The sequence below is a fragment of the Dehalogenimonas sp. W genome (genome assembly GCF_037094495.1).
Classification (GTDB): Bacteria; Chloroflexota; Dehalococcoidia; order Dehalococcoidales; family Dehalococcoidaceae; genus Dehalogenimonas; species Dehalogenimonas loeffleri.
Genome location: NZ_CP146612.1, coordinates 359,125 through 378,400 on the forward strand (window position 1 = coordinate 359,125; position 19,276 = coordinate 378,400).

The window sequence follows — 19,276 nt, forward strand, 5'->3', positions numbered from 1 at the left end:
ACACCATGTGCCTGTTTAATCCCCGGTACAGCGGTTTTTCCCCGCTTTTTTACTGGCATACATCAGGTCATCCGCTCGCCGCATAATGGTATCCGGGTCGTCGCCAGGCCTGGCAACCGTCACCCCCGCAGAGACAGTCACGCATATTTCCCGGTCTTGTCTCGTCAACATGGAACCGGCGACAAGATTGCGCATCCGTTCAGCGATTTCATAAAGCTGTATACCATCAACGTTAGTGCCCACAATCACGAACTCCTCCCCCCCCCAACGAAAGAATAATGACTGAGGACTGCGGATATTGGCCATAATAGTCCGGGCTATCATCTTCAACACGTCATCTCCGGTATCATGACCATAGACATCATTGACTGACTTGAAATTATCAATATCAAACATGATGACACCGAAAGGCCAATCATAACGGTTGAACTCATTGAACTTGGTTTCAAGGGTAATATTGGCATAACGCCGGTTACCGGCCCGGGTCAGTTCATCAATAAGCGATAGCTTTTCCAGTTCAGCGACTTGTTCTTGAAGCTGAAAGTTTTGTGAATTATCGGTGAAGGTTTCAATAGCACCGATAATGACGCCTGATTCATCACGCATGGGCATCACTTTGATGTTCACCGGCACCCTGTGGCCGTCCCGGTGCAGCATAAAAGCCGAGGATTCATGAGGCCGACCATCCGCCATGGTAGCCGTCAGCGGACAACCATTTAAACACAAACTTGTGCCTTTGTCATCAGTATGAACCAGGATATTATCAGCACACCGAAATCCCAAAACCTCAGCAGCGGTCCTTCCGGTCAGGGCTTCAGCGGCTTTATTCCAATAGGAAATCCGTCTTTCGCAATCAACAAAGTAAACGCCTTCGCTCAGATTGTCCAGCAGCGTTTCAACTAATTCGGCTTGTATCATAACAACGCATTAACCTTATCTTCCAGTTCTTTTTTTTCAAACGGTTTGGTGATAAAGGGAATCTGATGAGTGTTTAAATATTCTCTGGTCGTCAGGTCAGAAGTGTCCCCGGTAATAAATAAAATACGGCTCAGCAATTCCGGCCAACGGTGCCGAAGCTCTTCAACAAACTCAATACCGCTCATCCCCGGCATCCGGATGTCTAAAATCAGCAAATCATAGCCGCCTTGCCGCAGCTTTTCCAGAGCTTCCGCCGGGACCAGGCAATTGGTTACCTCATACCCACAGCCGGTCAAAATAGTCTTGACCAACATCCCTACCGTCGGCTCGTCATCCAACACCAAAACTCTGCCTTTTTTAGCCGGTGCAGGCGACGGAGCAACCGGTACCGGTACTGCAGACGGGGCTGTTTCCGCCGTCGCAACTGGTAACTCAATGATAAATGTGGAGCCCGAACCTTCCACGCTCTCCACGGTGATGCTGCCGCCGTGCTCCTTGATAATGCCGAACGACAATGCCAAGCCCATCCCAGTGCCCTCGCCAGGCTCTTTGGTGGTAAAAAACGGCTGGAAAAGCTTGGCCTTAACCTCAGCGGACATGCCGGGGCCGTCGTCCGTAATTGAAATCCGGATATGCCCGTCAATCCTCTCAGTCTTTATGACTAAAATACCCTTATCGTGCGCCTGCTTCATGGCAAATTCAGCGTTAACAATAAGATTAAGAAACACCTGTTGCAACTGGCCGGCATCCGCAGTTACCCGGGGCAACCGGGATTCAAAGTCCCTGACCACCTCAATATTACTGGTCTTGAGGACATAGCCCCGGAGTTCCAGGGTATTTTCAATAAGTTCATTGATATCAACGGAACTCTTTTCCGGCTTGGACTGGCGGGCAAAAGTGAGCATGCGCCTGACAATGCCTTTAACCCGCTGGCTGCCTTCGTTGATGATGGTCAGCTCTTGTTTCATATCCTCAGGCACATCAGGCCTGGTCAGTAATAATTCAGAGAAACCGATAACACCGGTCAGCGGGTTGTTGATTTCGTGGGCGATACCGGCGGCCATTTCACCTACCGCTGCCAACCGGCTGGACATCTCCGCTTTATCCCGCAACTGGTGCTGCTCTTCTTCAGCCCGCTTGCGATCACTGATATCCTTAATGATATGTACTGAACCGGTTATTTGGCCTTGGTCGCCCAGAATGGGCGAAGAAGTTGACTCCACCCAAAAGTTCAATTTTTCGTCAAAATATACACTGTATTCCACTTTGTTGTTTTCAAAAGTTCGGCTGTGAGGACATGAAGGATGAGGCGTATTCCTGCCGTGAATTACTTCGTAACAATGCCGGCCAATCACTTCATGCGGTCTGGTATTAAGAACCCTGGTAAAGGCGGCGTTGACCCGTGCTATCTTATAGTCGGCATCCACAATCGCCACCATGTCAGTTATGGAGTCAAAGGTAACCCGCCATTCCTGGACAGCGTCAACGGCAAGCTGTTCTGCCTGGCGTCGGGCAGTGATGTCAATTGAAGAAGCCACCACCCGCTCCACACCGCCAATAACCATGGTAGTCAAATTAACATATTCCCAGAACCCCGTCCCATCTGCCCGACGGCTAAACCATTCAAATTCCTGATGGCCTTCCTCGGCAGATTTGCGGATTAAGGCCAAGGCCTCGGCAGATGAAAAGGGCGCCTTAGTGAAGATATCATGGGTTATTAATTCCTCCAGCGAGGTCAAACCGTAACTCTCCCAGGCTTTGGTGTTAGCATCAACGATTTCCCCGGTGCCCTTGTCATGGACCATTATTGAAACCGGCGAATCCATAAACAGAATCTCAAATTGCCGCCGACTTTGAGAAAGCTCTGCCTCTTTTTGCTTCTGCGAAGTGATGTCCAGCATAAAACCGCGAAGTTTAACCGGAATGCCGTCACGCATTTCTACACTGACTACATCACGCAGCCAGATTAAATCGCCGTTCTTCTTAATAAACCGATATTCAAAGGTGTGCGGCTTGCCGGCTTTGGAGCATTCGTCGCAATATAAAGGCGCCCACTCGCGGTCCTCCTCGTAGATACGGTCAGTCCAGAATTTTATATCAGTCCATTCTTCCGGTTCGTAGCCGATAATCCTTTTCACCTGCGGGGCGACATAGGCCCATTGGTCAAGGACGACATCATACACCCAGGGAATAGCTTCGGTGTTTTCGGCCAGGAGCCTGAACTTCTCCTCCGATTCTCTCAACGCTTTTTCAGCGTTTACCCTTGCCGTAATATCACGGACAGTGGACACCATGATGCCCTGCTCCACCACCGGAATATTAACCGCATTGATGATTCTCGTTTCACCGGATTTGGTGGTTGTTTCTATGCCGTCCCAAACCATCCGCCCCGGGTCGCCGCTGGCAATATCCGCCATTATTTGAGAAGTAATAGTCTGCCGGTATGCCGGGTCCGGATAGACCTTTTCAAAAAAGGAACTGATATCAACAATGTCTTCTTTGGGCCAGCCGTATATTTCCTCAAAGCTGCGGTTCATATAGGTGGCCTTGCCGTCACCAATATTGTTCACCGCCAGCCCGATGGGCAAATTATCAATGATGGCTTGAATAAACACATTTTGACGCGCCAGCTCTTCCGAAGACCGCTTCAGTTTTTCCTCAGCTTGTTTTCGCTCTGTAATATCAACACTGACGCCGACAATCCCGCCAATTTCAGACATTGTATTAAACAACGGCTGCATATATACCAGAAAGGTCCGTTTATTCAGCACCGAAGTCTGTTCAAAAACCTGGGATTGACCGCTTAAGGCTTGTCTGAGGGCGATAACAAAGGGACTAGACTCAGTAAACTTGGGGGAATATTCAAAAATAGTCTTACCGACTAGGTCACCAGGGGTGCGGCCTGAAGTCTGTAATCCAAGACCTGAGGCAGTGGTGTATCTCAAGTCCTTATCCATTGACCATAAGATACAAGGTATCTGCCCTAACATCAGTTCAAGCTGGGCCTGGGCCTGAAGCAGCGCATCTTGGGCTTTCTTACGCTCTGTGATATCGCGGGCAAGCGTTAAGACCGCGGGTTTGCCCTGTAAATCAAACCTATGGATACTCACCTCAATAGGAATCTCATGCCCATCCTTGTGTCGGTATGTGGACTCCATGGTTACTTTCTTGTCAGTCTCCAGTCTTTTCGTGATGTTCGGAGGAGTTACCCCGGCTTTTTCCCAAACTACAATGTCCCTTGGACCGAGGGTCAACAATTCTGCTTTGGAATAACCCAATAACTCACAAGCGGCCTCATTGACCTCCTGAAATACACCCGGCAAACCTTCCGGAGAAGGCCGGTGCATGAAGGCAGCCTCACCGCTATCCTCGAATAGTGACTGATATTTTGACTCACTAGCCTGAAGTTTTTCTTCCGCCGCCTTGCGTTCAGTGATATCTGTGATGGTTATCTGAACCCTTTCCCACGTTGCCTGATACTCCGGCAAGATATGCACCCTCACCTGCGCATGTCCCGTTTCACCGTTGAACAGCCGTCCGTAAATCTCCGTTGCGTAGGATTCACCACGCATCAGTGCCGCCAATCTTTGGGCAAATAATGCGACTGACTGGTCAGCGAAAAGCCGTCTCAAGGAAGCGGTTAATGATTGCTTATCAGACGCCCGGAAAAGCCGAACCGCCATATCATTGGCGTCAATTATTTTCACCAGGTTGATGCAGTGGCCTAATTCATCTGGATGCTTTTCCAAATACGAACCGATATCACTGACGCCGGAAACGACCAGATTATCCAGATACGGCTTAACGGCTGAGTAATCCTGGACCATCAATCCCATCGGAAGACTGTTAAACAACCGTTGGTAGTAACTGTCGGTCTCTTCCCCGCCGGTTTGCCTGATATCTTTATCCTTCATGGTGCCTCCCGATGAATCCTGTAATCATCAGTTAAGGTGCATTCAATGTTCAACTGCCACGTTAAATCTACGGCAATAACCGTTGATTGTCCAATATTTTAATTCCATGTGACCGTTTATTATTAACTACCGTACGTTTTTCAAACAGAATGACAAAGAGGCCGGTTGTCCCCGACCCGGTCGCCTCGGTTACCATATTGGCCGCGTTCAACGTAAAATGTTATAATATGCCCCGTTTCAACAAAGCAGAGTAGAACGGAGATACCTCATAGAAATCATTCCGGCCATAGACATTCGCGGCGGCCGTTGCGTGCGCCTGTTCCAGGGTGATTATGCCCAGGAAACAGTATACTCCGACAACCCGCTGGCGGTGGCCCTGAAGTGGCAATCTTTAGGAGCCCCAAGGCTTCATATAGTTGACCTGGATGGCGCCAGAGACGGTGAAATGGTCAACTTCAGCATCATCTCCGAGATTGCCCAATCCGCCGTAGTTCCGGTGCAACTGGGCGGCGGCGTCCGTGACGTGGAAAGCATCAGAAAACTGCTCAATGCCGGAGTAGACCGGGTGGTGCTGGGGACCGCGGCAGTAGAAAATCCGGAACTGGTACGCGAAGCCTGCCGGAATTTCGGTGAATCCATCATCGTGTCCCTTGACTGCCGCGACGGCAAGATGGCCGTCAAAGGCTGGCAGGAGGCGACCGACCTGCCGACGATAGTATTCGCCCGCCAAATGATGGAGCTGGGTGTAAAAAGGTTTGTCTTCACCGACATCGCCCGAGACGGCACGCTGACCGAACCCAACTTCACCGCGCTGTACGAGTTGATCCACGCCATAAAAGCACCGGTCATCGCTTCCGGCGGCATCGCCAACCTGAGCCACCTGAAAATCCTCAAGCTCCTGGGGGCTTCCGCTGCCATTCTGGGCAAATCCATTTATACCGGAGCTATTGACCTCAGGGAAGCGCTGAGTCAGTAATCATTAACCGAATCTATAAACCTGAGTAAAAATCGGAGGAGAAAATATTTTGGCAGTCAAAGGCAAGGGTCTCAAACTGGATGACAAAGGGCTGGTCGCCGCTATCGTGCAGGACGCTAACACCAACCAGGTCCTGATGCTGGGGTACATGAACAAGGAATCCGCGGAACTGACACTCAAGACCGGCACCGTCTGGTTCTATTCCCGTTCCCGTCAGGAACTCTGGAACAAGGGCGCCACTTCCGGCAACATGCTGAAAGTCAAAGAACTGTGGCTGGATTGTGACAACGATGCCGTTCTGGTCAAAGCTGAACCAGCCGGCCCCACCTGCCACACCGGCGAGGTAAGCTGTTTCTTTGAACCGCTGACCGCGGAACACGTCGCCGCTACCGAAGGCTAGTATAATTTCCGGATAATTCAGTTAAAAAGACTGTGAGTTGCTCACAGTCTTTTTTTTGTGGCTTTAAAATGCCCGCCGCCATCGGGGCGCGCTAGGCTTTCAGCCGGGCTTCAAGCCCATTCTTCCGGGCATGTAGATCACACATATTGCCCTGGTTGGGGACCTCCACTGAGACCACCGTGCCATGTCCTGGTTGGCTATGGACGCAAAAATAACCGCCGATTAGCTGCGCCCGCTCCCTCATGCCGGCCAGACCGAGTTTACCGATGGCGGCCAGGTCGCCGACGCGTTCCGGAATGGAAAAACCGCGGCCGTTATCGGAGATGGCCACCACGGTTTTCTGTTCGCCGTAAGTTACGGTGATTTCCACATTGGAGGCCTCAGAATGTTTGCGGATGTTGTTGAGCGCTTCCTGGGCAATGCGGAATAAGAGCAACTGCACTTCACTGGGCAACTGACACTCGGTGCCGCCGATGACCACTTTAGCTTCAATACCATGCTTTTTAATCAGGTTATCCGCCATCCACTCCAGTGCCGGTATCAGTCCCAAATCGTCCAGAATGCGGGGACGCAAGTCCTGGGCGATACGCCGGGTGCTTTCCAAGGCTTCCACGGTCTGCACCCGCAGGTCTTCCATTTTTTCCTTCATCACATCGGTCAGCTTCAGGCGGCTGCTGCTCACAATAGCGTCAATGCGCTGAATAAGTAGTAACAAAGAGGGGGAAACTTCATCGTGCAGCTCCCGGGCTACCCGCTTGCGCTCGTCTTCCTGGGCGCGAATGACCTCCTGAACATAGAAGCGCATGTTGTCCTGGGTCTGTCGCTCAGTAGTAACATCGCGGGCGATGTGCTGAAAGCCTTTGACCTCGCCGCAGATGTTGAGCAGACTGGTGGCCACCCGCCAGATGGCGGCGGAACCGTCCCGCCGAATAATCCGCTGTTCATACGGCTGCTGGCAGTCCTCTCCGGCCAATAACCGCTGCTTGATACCAGCGACAGTGTCACCGTCATCGGGTTGAAAACGAAGCACCCCGTCATCAATAAGCTGACCAACAGAGAATCCGGTCAGCCGTTCCGCGGCGCGGTTGGCATAGATGACTTCCCCATCCAGATCTTCCACCCAGACGGCGTCAGAGGCATTTTCAAAAAGGTAGCGGTAATCCTGATCCGGCAGGTTAGATTTTTTCTTTTTCATAGGCTTCAATGCCCTGCGGCACGTCTTCCAGGGTTACATAGCCTTCACGGAAACCCTTGACGATAGCCTCAGTACGGCAGGAGCAACGCATTTTATTGAAGATATTGGACAGATGCGCCTTAACGGTGCGCATGGAAAGCCCCAGTTTCTCGGCAATGTCCCGGTTGCTCATACCCCGGGCTGCCAAACGCAGGATTTCAATCTCACGGGGCGATAGCTGACCCCGGCCTTTTTCATCCGGTACTTCCTTGGACAGGTTGACTACCCGCTCCAACAATTTCCGGGTGGCCATGGAATCCAGAACGGATTCACCCGATCGGACAGCCCGGATGGCACCGACGATTTCATCAGCCCGGGCACTTTTCAGCAGATAACCGGAAGCGCCGGCCTCCAGCAACCCCAGAATATAACGAATATCAGAATAAGCCGTCAGAATCAGAATACAGGTGGACGGATTAACCTTCTTGATCAGTTTGGTGGCTTCTACACCGGTCAGCTTGGGCATGACGATGTCCATCAGCACTACATCCGGTTTAAGCTCATCCACCAAGCTGACCGCTTCCTCGCCGTCGGAAGCCTCTCCCACCACATCCATATCTTTTTCCTGCTCCAGCAGGCGACGCATGCCCTCGCGAAGAACCGCGTGGTCATCGGCGATAAGTATTTTTATTTTTGCCATTTAATTCCTCACTCCGGAGTCTTAGTACAAGCTCCGGTTGAATTGTAGTATATATCAGGCTTTAAATCAATTAGTTATTAGCCCTAAGGATATAGAACTTTAGGTGTGGTTACACGATTTTTGATAACCTGAGTCTTTCTGTAAGAACCCTTGAAGGGGCTATATATATCCGGAGGCCCAGACCCTTAAACACAAATATAAGAGGACCAGATTACAGGTTCCGGCATCACAGACTGACAAATCCGGTTAATCATCCAGCTTGACGGTGCCACTGCCGCTGCAGGCGTGGCAGGTGTCCTTGCCGGTGCCGCCGCATTCCGGACAGGGAATTTCGCTGCCGTAACTGCCCGGCTGAACCATCCTGCCCGTACCGTGGCACAGATTGCACGAGATTTGCCCGCTGCCGCCGCACCTGCCGCAAGTTTCATGATGTGACATGTCAATCCCCTCCACCAGCTTTTATATATGAGTTATTTCCCGCTGTCGCTCAAGCCCGACAAGGCCAGCTTTATCTTATCTTCCAGTGATAATTCCGCGTTCTTCGGCAGGTTGACGACCGCCCGGGCGGCCTCAGCACCGCTGTAACCCAGGGCGGTCAGAGCCGCCAGAACGTCATTGTCTATGGTGCCGTTACCGCCGGCCGGCGCTGCCGCCCAACTGCGGGCTACCTTGTCCTTTAATTCCAACACAATTCGGGAAGCGGTTTTCTTGCCTACTCCCGGCACGGTACACAGCATATCGGCGTTACCGGTGGCGATGATGGTGGCCAGTTCATCAGCCTTGAAAGCCGACAGCAAAGCCAGGGCCAGCCGGGCACCGATGCCGGACACATCCAGCATGGTTTCAAATATGCCCAGTTCCTCAAAGGCGGTGAAGCCGAACAGGGTCAGCGCGTCCTCCCGCACCTGCAGGTGAGTGAAAAGGCTGACCTCGGCGGCATTTTGGATTTGCGACAAAGTAGCCGTGGACATGAAAACCTTATAGCCGATGCCGTTGACCTGGATGACCGCCCAGTCAACGCCCAGCAGTTCCACTTTGCCCTTGAGAGTTGTGATCATGCGTTGTCCTTACTGATTATAAGTATCCGCCCTAATTTACGCCAGGGTCATCAAAAAGGCAAGAATAGACCGTTTATCTCTGGAATTCAAGCTATTGGCTGCCGCAGACAACTTGAACGCGCTCCCCTTACACGTTAAGATTACAGGATATACTCACCGATGGAGCGACACCCCGCATGACCGAAAAATATGAGCCTCAGGAAATAGAACAGAAATGGCAGGCCAAATGGGCGGCCGACGGCCTTTACAAGGTCAACGAAGACTCTCCCAAACCCAAATGGTACGCCCTGACCATGTTTCCCTACACCTCCGGCGACCTGCACATCGGGCACTGGTACGCCATGGCTCCATCGGACACCTATGCCCGTTACAAGCGGATGATGGGCTACAACGTGATGCACCCCATCGGCTTTGACGCCTTCGGCCTACCGGCGGAAAACGCCGCCATCAAGCGGGGGATTCACCCCAACGAATGGACCTTGAAAAACGTGGTCAATATGCGCCAGCAGCTCAAGTCCATGGGCTCAATTTATGATTGGGAACGCGAGGTCATCACCTGCCTGCCGGAATATTATAAATGGACGGAATGGTTCTTCCTCAAGCTGTATGAAGCCGGTCTGGCTTACCGCTCCAAGGCGCCGGTCAACTGGTGCCCTTCCTGCCAGACGGTGCTGGCCAACGAACAGGTGGTCGGCAACGGCGAATGCGACCGCTGTGAAGGCCCGGTGGTCAAGCGCGATCTGGAGCAATGGTTCTTCCGCATCACCAACTACGCCGATGAACTGATGGACCACGAGGGTCTGGACTGGCCGGAGCGCATCAAGACCATGCAGCGCAACTGGGTGGGCCGTTCCACCGGCGCGGAAATAGAGTTTGGGCTGGATGTCCCCGGCGTAGCCGAAAAACGCCTCAAGGTTTTCACCACCCGACCGGACACCGTCTACGGCGTCACCTTCATGGTGCTGGCTCCGGAGCATCCGCTGGTGGCCAGACTGACCACGATGGAACAGAAGGATGCGGTGGAGGCTTACGCCGCCAAGACCCGCCGGTTGACCGAAATTGACCGGCTGTCCACCGAAAAGGAAAAGGACGGCGTCTTTACCGGCGCCTATGTAGAAAACCTCCTCAACGGCGAAAAAGTGCCGGTGTGGATCGCCGATTACGTCATCGCCAGCTACGGCTCCGGGGCGGTTATGGCCGTCCCCGCGCACGACGAGCGTGATTTCGCCTTCGCTCAAAAATATAAATTGCCTGTCCGGGTGGTCGTCAGCCCGGAAGATTATGACGGCGGCCCTATTGAGTCCGCCTATACCGGTGAAGGGCTGATGCGAAATTCCGCCCAGTTCAACGGCCAGCCGAATACCGCGGCCTTTGACGGCATCTGTGACTGGATGGAAGCCCAGGGTTTCGGGCGGCGCACCGTCAATTACAAGCTCCGGGACTGGCTGATTTCCCGGCAGCGCTACTGGGGTGCCCCGATCCCGATGATATATTGCGATAACTGCGGTATCGTGCCGGTACCGGAAAAGGACCTGCCGGTGCTGCTGCCGGAAAATGCCGAATTCAAGCCGACCGGCGAATCTCCCCTTAAATACGCCGAGGATTTTGTGAACACCACCTGCCCCAAATGCGGCGGGCCGGGCAAACGGGAAACCGACACCATGGATACCTTCATGTGTTCCTCCTGGTACTACCTGAGATACTGCTCGCCGCATGATACCGAGTTTGCCTTCAACCCGGCTAAAACCCGATACTGGATGCCGGTGGATATCTACACCGGCGGGGCGGAACACGCGGTCATGCATCTCTTTTACTCCCGCTTCTTTACCAAGGCTTTGCGGGACATGGGGCTGCTGGAGTTCGGCGAACCATTCACCCGGCTGTTTAACCAGGGCATTATTACCTCCCAGCACGCCAAGATGAGTAAATCCCGCGGCAACGTGGTGAACCCGGACAAATACGTGGCCGATATCGGCGCCGACGCAGTGCGGGCTTACCTGATGTTTGTCGGGCCGTGGGAACTCGGCGGCGACTGGAATGATTCCGGTATCGGCGGTATCTCCCGCTGGTTTAACCGCGTGTGGAAGCTGGTGACTGAGACTTATCAGCCGGGCGCACCGGACGCTGAAGCCGAGGCCGAGCTTATCCGTAAAACCCATCAGACCATCCGCAAGGTCAATACTGATATTGACAAGCTCCAGTTCAATACCATGCTGGCGGCGCTGATGGAGTACACTAACTACCTGGCGCCGGCCAAAGAGGCGGCTAAAGTCTCCGCCGAAGCCTGGCGTCAGGCCGTTGACGGCCTGGTGCTGATGCTGGCGCCGACCGCGCCGCACCTAGCCGAAGAGCTGTGGCAGCAAATGGGGCAGGAGTATTCGGTACATAATCAGTCTTTCCCCTCCTGGGACGAGGCCCTGACCGCTGAGCCAGAAATTACCCTGATAGTTCAGGTCAACGGCAAACTGCGGGCTCGTATCCCCGCCCCGGCCGATATCAACGAATGCCGGGCCACCGACCTGGCGATGAACCATGAGCGGGTCCAGGAATACACCGCCGGCAAAGAGGTTAAGACGGTCATTTATGTCCCCGGTAAGCTGCTGAATATCGTGGTAAAATAAATACAGGTCAGTCTCCCCGCGCGGAGCATCTTAAGGTGAGAGGGACTAACAATGAAAATCGCTTTTATCGGCGGCGGCAACATGGGCCGCGCCATGATCAATGCTATTATCCACCAGGAACTGGCGGTACCTGAAGACATTACCGTCGCCGATGTCCGGGCTGACAGCCGCGAGGCACTGGCAGTGGAACTGGGTGTCACCACCACCGATTCCAACATCGCCGCCGCGCTAAGTTCCGAGGTTATTGTGCTGGCAGTCAAACCGCAGAACCTGGACGAGGTCATGGCTGACCTTAACGGTCAGTTATGCGCCGATCACCTGGTCATCTCCATCATCGCCGGCAAGAAACTGGCGGCCATAACCAACGGCCTGAATCACGCCGCGGCTATCCGGGTCATGCCCAACACCCCCGCCCAGATCGGCCTGGGCATGAGTGTCTGGACCGCCACCGAAGCTGTGGACGCAGCGCAGAAAGAGACCGCCCGGCGCATCCTAACCGCCATGGGTGAAGAATATTTCACCCCCGCCGAAGCCGACCTGGACCTGGCTACCGCCATCAGCGGCAGCGGGCCGGCCTATTTTTTCCTGTTCATGGAAGCCATGGTAACGGCTGCCGAGAAGATGGGGCTGACGCCGGAAGCGGCGCGGCAACTGGTAATCCAGACCGCAGTCGGCGCGGCAGAGTACGCCCACCAGTCAGAGCACGATTTACCGGAACTGCGGCGGATGGTAACTTCCCCCGGCGGCACCACCGCCGAGGCGTTGCAGGTATTTGAAGAGTATAAACTGCGGGAAATCGTGGAAAAGGCGGCCGGCGCCGCCCTCAGAAGAGCCCAGGAACTGGGCGGCTGAGAACTTTACGCCGGTAGTTCGTTGTTACCGGCTGAAACAGCCTTGACCGCCTCGACCACCCGGTAAGCCAGCACGGATACAGAATACCGGCACTCCGGCATCTCTTGAAGACCGTAGCAGCCTTTTGAGTCCGTCGTCTGGGGCCAGACGCGGCAGGTAAAGGGACGAATCTTGTAGATAGCACAACGGCCGTTGTCCGGATTCCACCACTGACAAGGATGACCCTGTTTGATGGTCCAGTCCTTACCGTCAAAATTGAACAGCTTTTCCCGTTTCTGCTTCAATTCCCGGCTGATACGTTCAACATCTTCCAGGATTACCACGATCCGGCTGGTTTGCGAACAACACCAGCCGCAACCATCACAGTACTCTTGAAGCCGCTTCATCTGCCCGCGTGAAGGCCCGCCGGAAATATCTACCACGGCGATGAAATTCATCAGGTTTTCTTCAGTCATATCCTGAAAAACACGAGGAAAGTTCTGCCGTAGCAGTTCTCCCGTCCGCTTCAGAAAGACACCGTAGCGCGGCCCGATAGCCTTGCACTTGGTGGCTATAATTTCCTGCGCCCGGGAGACATCCGGCATTATAATGGCATCAGCCTGATTTACCTCGGAATGCCCGGCTACAACATCATCTTTCATTTCAGCGTGCAGTTGTGGTAACTAAGTGCGGGTTCAGCCGGAGCCGGCGACTTTGGCTTTCACGGCGTCCGCCACGAATCCCGGGACCAGACCCGTCACATCCCCGCCGAGGCGGGCGACCTCTTTCAAAATGCTGGAAGACAGGAACTGGTAATCCGGGGACGCCAGCAGGCAGACGAGTTCAATATCCGGCGCCAGCCGCCGGTTAATCATGGCCATATCAAATTCCAGCTCAAAGTCATTGTTGACCCGCAGCCCGCGCACCACCGTGGTCACGTTCTGCTGCCGGGCAAACTCCACCATCAGGCCAGAAAAGGGCTTGACCACCACGTTGGGCAGATCAGCAATCGCCCTGGCCGCCAGAGTGACCCGTTCGGCGGTATTAAACATCAGCTTCTTGTCCGGAGTGTCATAGACGCCGACGATGACCTGGTCAAACAACCGCGCCGAGCGACTGATTATGTCAATATGTCCGGCGGTAATCGGGTCAAAGGAGCCGGGGTATAAGGCGATTTTCATTGTATTGTCTCCTTGTGGAAGATGGCGATGACGGAATCACCGTGCCGCCGTTCCTTGTACATTTTTAAATTGCCGTAGACTTCGTCCAGAGTCACCCGCGGCGAGTGTGTGATGACCAGCCAGGTATGTTCGTCAATGAGCGTGGTGCCGGCCATCTTGTCCAGCAGCTCACCGATATCTTCTCGCCGGTACGGAGGATCCATCAGGATGACATCATAGGTTTTACCGAGGAAATTAACCGCCCGCTCCACGGGAGCGCAATGCACATGAGCCCGGTCAGCGACATCACACCGGGTAAGATTAGCTTTAATTATATCACAGCAGTCTCGACCCTGCTCCACAAAATCAACGTGCCCGGCCCCCCGCGAGAGCGCTTCAATGCCCAATGAGCCGGAGCCGGAAAATAGGTCCAGCACCTCATCCCAGTCATCGGTGACGTTGGCCAGCATGGAGAAGATGGCCCCGCGCACCAGTTCGGTAGCCGGACGGGTGGCCTTGCGGTCCGGCACTTTGATGGGGCGGCCCTTGCACTCCCCGGCGATGATTCTCATATATCCCATGGTTAAATTGTGACCGATGGCGGGAACATAATCAAGCGCTCTGTACCAAGCCTTCAGCTATCAGCTTTCAGCTTTCAGCGACCAAATACCGCCGGGAATTGTTTTTTGATTTTTTTGCCCGATGTCAATTGAAGGCGACGAATCCATTTTTTTAGCTTTAACGTCGGACCAGCATAAACGTGAGCCGTTTTTTTCAATCAATTGAAACAATCGCCGGGATTTCACAAAATTTGCCGCCATGCTTCATAGCGCACTAGTGTTCTTTTATGGATGTGCTATTATAGCGCTCTTATTAAGTATTGTCAATGGGTATTTGTCCCATTTGGGGGCAGAATTTTTCCAACAGGAGAGGATTACCGTTATAACAAGACCAGAACGACGCAGTAGCAGTTCAGCACCTTCCCAGTTTTGTCGCTGATGAGCCGGTTCAAGCTGACCTTTGACTCGGAATCTCAAGCTCACTTCGCGACCAGTGGTTCAGGGCCATATTGTTCTACTCTTCCAGAACGCTATGCTCTATTTGCGCTGTCGTTCCAAGTCTAGTGTGTACTAATTGAATATCGACACGAAGGATAACCGGAACATCCCATAAATACTTGACCAGCTCTTTGTCCCTTGTTGGCAGTCCTTTGTACTAAATCCTTACCACACTTGGGGCAAACCATTTTGGGGTAAGAAATTGAGGGCTCGCTAACTTTCGGGCTGTCTATTTCAATGGTAAATTCCTTTAATAGTTCAGCAGAATTCACATGTTGTTTAGATATACCAACAATGGATTTAATCTCTTCCAATATTTGTTCGTATAACTGTTTATCCCGCTCAAGAGTTATACTTATACCCATTTCACGATTATTGTTTTCTGAATATTCATGAAGATTCATTGAAGAGATAAGCATCATCTGCTCATTCCCATAACATTTTGCGTGTAATTCTTTGCAATAATATACTTTTACATATTTTAACTGGCTAAGAAATTGTTTTTCGGAAGGTGTTAATTCTTTTTTGCCATAAATGACATATATATTTACTGCCCGATTATTAGCTTCGACAATTCTTTCAGTAAAGTATTTAGACAGTTTCAAATATGGGGAAACAATAAATAGCTTTTGACGAGCATGAACGATAATATTGTCGATGTAATGAGCAACACCTTTGGTAGCAAGAAATTCAGCCATCGCTGTCTTCTCCTAAAGTATTTTGTCATATTGAAGACGAATTATACCATTATCAGGCAAGCATTTTGACATGATCTGATTCAAACACCCTGTTCCATGTATATTCGGCTACCCTTCGGCTCTAATACACCCACATTGAAGTCAATTAACTTTCAGCATTTTCAAAACAATCATCCCCTTGCACCCTGCTCTCCAATCAGCTAAAGTTCCACCATGCCTAAACAAAAGCTGGTTTTTGTCTGTTCCAACTGCGGCAATGAAAGCGCCAAGTGGCAGGGCAAGTGCCCCGGCTGCCATGAATGGAACACCCTGTTTGAGCAGACGGTCAAAGCCGTCAAGCCGACGGCGCGGCGCTCACCTTTGGCTAATTCTCCGCTGGCGTTGTCAGAAATCAAGATTGATGCGGGCAGTGAACGCACCGGCCTGGGGATGGGGGAGGTGGACCGGGTGCTGGGCGGCGGGCTGGTGGCCGGATCTTTAACGCTAATCGGCGGGGAACCGGGTATCGGCAAATCCACTTTGCTGCTACAGATAGCCGCCCTGATGGCCGCTAAAAGCACTACACCGGTACTTTATGTTTCCGGTGAGGAAACCCGGCCGCAGATCAAGATGCGGGCGGCTCGGTTAGGGATTGCCGGAGAAAAACTGTTCCTGCTCAATGAGACCGACCTGGACACCATCATCAGTGAAATGGAACAGTTGTCCCCGTCTATGGTGATTATTGACTCCATCCAGACGGTTTATACGGCGGATCTGGAGATGGCGCCGGGCGGGGTGTCCCAGGTACGGGAATGCGCGGCGAGGCTGGTGACCTGGGCCAAAGCGACCCAGATACCGGTGATGATTGCCGGACATGTGACCAAAGATGGCGCGATTGCCGGCCCCCGGCTGCTGGAACACATCGTGGATGCGGTATTGTATCTGGAGGGCGAACCGTTTTCCAGTTACCGGGTGCTGCGCTCGGTCAAGAACCGCTATGGCTCGGTTAATGAGGTGGGCATATTTGAAATGAAAACCGGCGGCCTGTGTGAAGTGCAGAATCCGTCCGAAGTGTTTTTATCCCGCGACCGTCAGCACCCTATCGGCTCAGCAGTGGTGCCGGTGCTGGAAGGCTCCAGACCGCTCCTGGTTGAAATCCAGGCACTGACCAATGCCACCAGCTTCGGTCAGCCGCGTCGCACCGCCAACGGGCTGGATTTCGGCAGACTGTTGATTATCACGGCGGTGCTGTCGCGCCGGGCATACCTTAAACTGGGCAATCAGGACGTCATCGCCTCGGTAACCGGGGGACTGCATGTGGCCGAACCGGCGGCTGATCTGGCGGCAGCTATTGCCATCGCCTCCAGTTATAAGAATATCAGCGTGGACCCGCACCTCATCGCCATCGGCGAGGTAGGCTTGTCCGGGGAAATCCGCAACGTGCCGCAACTGGAACGCCGCCTGAGTGAAGCGGCCCGCCTGGGCTTCACCAAAGCGCTGGTGCCGGCCGCCGCCCGAGCGAAGGCGCCGTGCGCCGACTTTACACTGGTACACGTCCGGGATGTGAAACAGGCCCTGGCAGCGGCGCTGACCGGGCAGAGGGAAACCGAACCCGACGCCGAATAGCAGTTTATCCAGCGCAGATGCCAGCGTGATATAATCACCGCTTATTATTCCTGATGAGGCCGATTGAACAAAGTCCTTCGCATATTGCTGATTATCGCCGGGTCCATCGCCCTGGGGCTGGGCATACTTGGCATTTTCCTGCCTCTGCTGCCGACAACCCCGTTTCTGCTACTGGCCGCCGCCGCCTACGCCCGCAGTTCCGACCGGTTCCATGACTGGCTGCTGGGGCACCGGGTCTTCGGCGAATACATCCGCAACTACCGCGACCATCGCGCCATCAAGCTCCAGGCCAAAGTGATGGGCATCACCATGCTGTGGCTGACCATCGGCGTCAGCATCCTGCTGGTCAGTCTGTTATGGGTAAAGCTACTGCTGGCGATAATCGCCATCGGGGTCACCTGGCACCTGCTGTCGCTTAAAACCATCCGATCATAGAAAAGGGGCGCCTCATTGCTGAGGCGCCCAAATGGTATTTCGGTCTAACCGGCTTTAAAGCTTCGGCTCATGCCGCTTATCTGATTGACCTAATTCCAGATCCAGCATGATGCCCGCTTCTTCAGCGGCCGGATGATGGTGCGTCTTGCGCAGGGCAATCTGGGGTAGTAAAAAGACCGCCGCAGTTGCCGTACCCAGAAGCAGGGCGCCGACAATAAAAACCTGATCAATAGAAACACTGTACGCAGATTTCAAGGTTTCCAGAAAACCGGCAAATGCCGCATTAAGCTGGTCCTGTACTGCAGCTGGCGCCTGGGCGATCAGGTTCTGTATCTGCGCCTGGCCTTCAGAGCTCAGGAAAGCCTGAATAGTGTTACCGTCAATATGCACCGGTGTAGCCGGACTAATCTGCTGGATCGCCTTGATAAAGGGGTCGTTGTTAATATCTGTTAATTGCCCGGCCAGGCCGGCATTCATCACGCCGCCCAGCACGGCACCGCCGACAGTGCCGCCAACGCTGCGGAACAACTGGATACCGGCGGTTACCTCACCCAGACGAGCCTGAGAAAAGGCGTTCTGCACCGCCAGGGTGAAGATGGGCATGGTGATACCCAGACCCAAACCGATAATAATCATGCGCATGACCAGCCCGCCGGAAGTGGTGTTCTGGTCAATTTGAGAAAACAGAATCATGCCGATGGTGGCGCCCATCATACCCAAAATAGCCAGTATCTTATAATTGCCGGTGCGGGAGACCAGTTGGCCAGAGATGATTGAGGCGGAGACCATCGCCAGCGACATCGGCATCAGGATTAAACCGGAGTTGGTAGCCGAGACGCCGGTGACACCTTGGGCAAACACCGGAATGAATAAAATGGAACCAAACATCCCCAGGGCGCTGAAAAAGACCGCCACCACAGAGACCGAAAAGACCTTGTTGCGAAATAGTCCCAATGACAGGATGGGGTCCCGGGCTTTTCGCTCACGCCAGATGAACAGAATCAAAGATACCGCCGCCCCGGCAAGTAATCCAATGATCATGACGGAACCCCAGGCATACTCCGAACCGCCCCAGACCAGCGCCAGCAGCAACGGCACCAGGGTCAGCGTGATAAGCACCGCGCCCAGATAGTCAATGGACCGGCTTTTAATTTCGTGCGCCGAGGAAATTTTCCTGGGTAAAGCCGCCGCCATGACGGCCAGCGCGGCCAGGCCGAGCGGAATATTAACGTAAAATATCCAGCGCCAGGAGAAGCTGTCAGTCAGCCAGCCGCCAAGTAACGGACCTATGACCGAGGTAACACCGAAGACCGCACCGAGCAGCCCCTGATACTTGCCGCGCTGAGCCGGGGGAAAGAGGTCACCAACGATAGCAAAGGAATTGACCATGATGGCGCCGCCGCCGATACCCTGAATACCACGGAAGAAAATCAACTGAGTCATGCTTTGCGCCAGACCGGACAGGATTGAACCGAATAGAAAGATGACTACCGCCAGCAGGATTAGATTGCGCCGGCCGAACATATCAGATAGTTTGCCATAAATGGGCACGGTCACCGCTGAAGCCAGCATGTAAGCAGTGAACACCCATGACAGGTGGGACAGGCCTTCAAATTCCTGTACGATACGCGGCATGGCGGTGGCTACGATAGTCTGGTCAAGTGAGGCCAGCATCAGGGTGATCATTACGCCCGCCATAATAAGGGCGGTCTTGGGTTTGGGCGTCAT

17 protein-coding genes are annotated in these 19,276 nt (G+C 53.4%); 6 read left to right on the forward strand and 11 right to left on the reverse strand.

Features of this window, described 5'->3' with window-relative positions:
• Positions 1 to 15 precede the first annotated feature (15 nt).
• The gene (locus tag V8247_RS01810) at positions 16 to 918 is read right to left on the reverse strand and encodes a GGDEF domain-containing protein (protein ID WP_338738190.1); all 903 of its coding nucleotides are present in this window, start codon (positions 916 to 918) and stop codon (positions 16 to 18) included.
• The gene (locus tag V8247_RS01815) at positions 915 to 4,832 is read right to left on the reverse strand and encodes a PAS domain S-box protein (protein WP_338738192.1); all 3,918 of its coding nucleotides are present in this window, start codon (positions 4,830 to 4,832) and stop codon (positions 915 to 917) included. The genes V8247_RS01810 and V8247_RS01815 overlap by 4 nt, the downstream gene beginning before the upstream one ends.
• Positions 4,833 to 5,100: 268 nt before the next feature.
• Between V8247_RS01815 and hisA the strand changes: the two genes are divergently transcribed.
• Together hisA and hisI are read left to right on the forward strand one after the other, a co-directional pair.
• Entirely contained in the window at positions 5,101 to 5,808 is a 708-nt protein-coding gene (gene hisA / locus V8247_RS01820; protein WP_338739281.1) for a 1-(5-phosphoribosyl)-5-[(5-phosphoribosylamino)methylideneamino]imidazole-4-carboxamide isomerase, read from the forward strand.
• A gap of 49 nt (positions 5,809 to 5,857) precedes the next feature.
• Positions 5,858 to 6,208, forward strand: a complete 351-nt coding sequence (gene hisI, locus V8247_RS01825) for a phosphoribosyl-AMP cyclohydrolase (RefSeq protein WP_338738194.1) — start codon at positions 5,858 to 5,860, stop codon at positions 6,206 to 6,208.
• 91 nt (positions 6,209 to 6,299) lie between these two features.
• Here hisI and V8247_RS01830 read toward each other — a convergent pair whose 3' ends face one another.
• From V8247_RS01830 to ruvA, 4 genes are all read right to left on the reverse strand, one after another.
• Positions 6,300 to 7,403, reverse strand: a complete 1,104-nt coding sequence (locus tag V8247_RS01830) for a PAS domain-containing sensor histidine kinase (protein WP_338738196.1) — start codon at positions 7,401 to 7,403, stop codon at positions 6,300 to 6,302.
• Positions 7,384 to 8,082: a response regulator transcription factor gene (locus tag V8247_RS01835; protein ID WP_338738198.1), complete on the reverse strand. Its 699-nt coding sequence runs from the start codon at positions 8,080 to 8,082 to the stop codon at positions 7,384 to 7,386. Before V8247_RS01835 ends, V8247_RS01830 begins: the two co-directional genes overlap by 20 nt.
• 246 nt (positions 8,083 to 8,328) lie before the next feature.
• Positions 8,329 to 8,520, reverse strand: coding sequence for a hypothetical protein (locus V8247_RS01840; protein ID WP_338738200.1), 192 nt, complete (start codon positions 8,518 to 8,520; stop codon positions 8,329 to 8,331).
• A 32-nt stretch (positions 8,521 to 8,552) separates the two neighbouring features.
• Entirely contained in the window at positions 8,553 to 9,140 is a 588-nt protein-coding gene (gene ruvA, locus V8247_RS01845; RefSeq protein ID WP_338738202.1) for a Holliday junction branch migration protein RuvA, read from the reverse strand.
• A gap of 176 nt (positions 9,141 to 9,316) precedes the next feature.
• On the opposite strand from ruvA, the gene leuS reads away from it, so the two are divergent.
• Complete coding sequence (leuS, locus tag V8247_RS01850; RefSeq protein WP_338738204.1) at positions 9,317 to 11,761, forward strand: leucine--tRNA ligase; 2,445 nt, start codon at positions 9,317 to 9,319, stop codon at positions 11,759 to 11,761.
• A gap of 51 nt (positions 11,762 to 11,812) precedes the next feature.
• On the forward strand, positions 11,813 to 12,613 hold the full coding sequence (gene proC, locus V8247_RS01855; RefSeq protein WP_338738206.1) for a pyrroline-5-carboxylate reductase: 801 nt from the start codon (positions 11,813 to 11,815) through the stop codon (positions 12,611 to 12,613).
• A gap of 5 nt (positions 12,614 to 12,618) precedes the next feature.
• Here proC and V8247_RS01860 read toward each other — a convergent pair whose 3' ends face one another.
• From V8247_RS01860 to V8247_RS01875, 4 genes are all read right to left on the reverse strand, one after another.
• Positions 12,619 to 13,254 carry a YkgJ family cysteine cluster protein gene (locus tag V8247_RS01860; RefSeq protein ID WP_338738209.1) on the reverse strand — a complete coding sequence of 212 codons (636 nt, stop codon included), beginning with the start codon at positions 13,252 to 13,254 and terminating at the stop codon, positions 12,619 to 12,621.
• A 33-nt stretch (positions 13,255 to 13,287) separates the two neighbouring features.
• Positions 13,288 to 13,773, reverse strand: a complete 486-nt coding sequence (coaD, locus tag V8247_RS01865; RefSeq protein ID WP_338738211.1) for a pantetheine-phosphate adenylyltransferase — start codon at positions 13,771 to 13,773, stop codon at positions 13,288 to 13,290.
• Positions 13,770 to 14,324 carry a 16S rRNA (guanine(966)-N(2))-methyltransferase RsmD gene (gene rsmD, locus V8247_RS01870; RefSeq protein WP_338738213.1) on the reverse strand — a complete coding sequence of 185 codons (555 nt, stop codon included), beginning with the start codon at positions 14,322 to 14,324 and terminating at the stop codon, positions 13,770 to 13,772. Before rsmD ends, coaD begins: the two co-directional genes overlap by 4 nt.
• A gap of 548 nt (positions 14,325 to 14,872) precedes the next feature.
• Positions 14,873 to 15,508: a phospholipase D-like domain-containing protein gene (locus V8247_RS01875; protein ID WP_338738215.1), complete on the reverse strand. Its 636-nt coding sequence runs from the start codon at positions 15,506 to 15,508 to the stop codon at positions 14,873 to 14,875.
• Positions 15,509 to 15,721: 213 nt separating this feature from the next.
• Here V8247_RS01875 and radA point away from each other — a divergent pair, with 213 nt between their 5' ends.
• Both radA and V8247_RS01885 read left to right on the forward strand, forming a co-directional pair.
• Entirely contained in the window at positions 15,722 to 17,113 is a 1,392-nt protein-coding gene (radA, locus tag V8247_RS01880; RefSeq protein ID WP_338738217.1) for a DNA repair protein RadA, read from the forward strand.
• Positions 17,114 to 17,176: 63 nt separating this feature from the next.
• Positions 17,177 to 17,548, forward strand: a complete 372-nt coding sequence (locus V8247_RS01885) for a YbaN family protein (RefSeq protein ID WP_338738219.1) — start codon at positions 17,177 to 17,179, stop codon at positions 17,546 to 17,548.
• 54 nt (positions 17,549 to 17,602) lie between these two features.
• Here the strand turns inward: V8247_RS01885 and V8247_RS01890 are convergent, their stop codons facing one another.
• Entirely contained in the window at positions 17,603 to 19,276 is a 1,674-nt protein-coding gene (locus V8247_RS01890) for an MDR family MFS transporter (protein ID WP_338738221.1), read from the reverse strand.

Bases quoted from the DNA above. Each gene is read 5' to 3' on its own strand.
- V8247_RS01810 (WP_338738190.1), bottom strand. From the start codon at position 918: ATGATACAAGCCGAATTAGTTGAAACGCTGCTGGACAATCTGAGCGAA.
- V8247_RS01815 (WP_338738192.1), bottom strand. From the start codon at position 4,832: ATGAAGGATAAAGATATCAGGCAAACCGGCGGGGAAGAGACCGACAGT.
- V8247_RS01830 (WP_338738196.1), bottom strand. From the start codon at position 7,403: ATGAAAAAGAAAAAATCTAACCTGCCGGATCAGGATTACCGCTACCTT.
- V8247_RS01835 (WP_338738198.1), bottom strand. From the start codon at position 8,082: ATGGCAAAAATAAAAATACTTATCGCCGATGACCACGCGGTTCTTCGC.
- V8247_RS01840 (WP_338738200.1), bottom strand. From the start codon at position 8,520: ATGTCACATCATGAAACTTGCGGCAGGTGCGGCGGCAGCGGGCAAATC.
- ruvA (WP_338738202.1), bottom strand. From the start codon at position 9,140: ATGATCACAACTCTCAAGGGCAAAGTGGAACTGCTGGGCGTTGACTGG.
- leuS (WP_338738204.1), top strand. From the start codon at position 9,317: ATGACCGAAAAATATGAGCCTCAGGAAATAGAACAGAAATGGCAGGCC.
- proC (WP_338738206.1), top strand. From the start codon at position 11,813: ATGAAAATCGCTTTTATCGGCGGCGGCAACATGGGCCGCGCCATGATC.
- V8247_RS01860 (WP_338738209.1), bottom strand. From the start codon at position 13,254: ATGAAAGATGATGTTGTAGCCGGGCATTCCGAGGTAAATCAGGCTGAT.
- coaD (WP_338738211.1), bottom strand. From the start codon at position 13,773: ATGAAAATCGCCTTATACCCCGGCTCCTTTGACCCGATTACCGCCGGA.
- rsmD (WP_338738213.1), bottom strand. From the start codon at position 14,324: ATGAGAATCATCGCCGGGGAGTGCAAGGGCCGCCCCATCAAAGTGCCG.
- V8247_RS01875 (WP_338738215.1), bottom strand. From the start codon at position 15,508: ATGGCTGAATTTCTTGCTACCAAAGGTGTTGCTCATTACATCGACAAT.
- radA (WP_338738217.1), top strand. From the start codon at position 15,722: ATGCCTAAACAAAAGCTGGTTTTTGTCTGTTCCAACTGCGGCAATGAA.
- V8247_RS01890 (WP_338738221.1), bottom strand. From the start codon at position 19,276: ATGACGCCCAAACCCAAGACCGCCCTTATTATGGCGGGCGTAATGATC.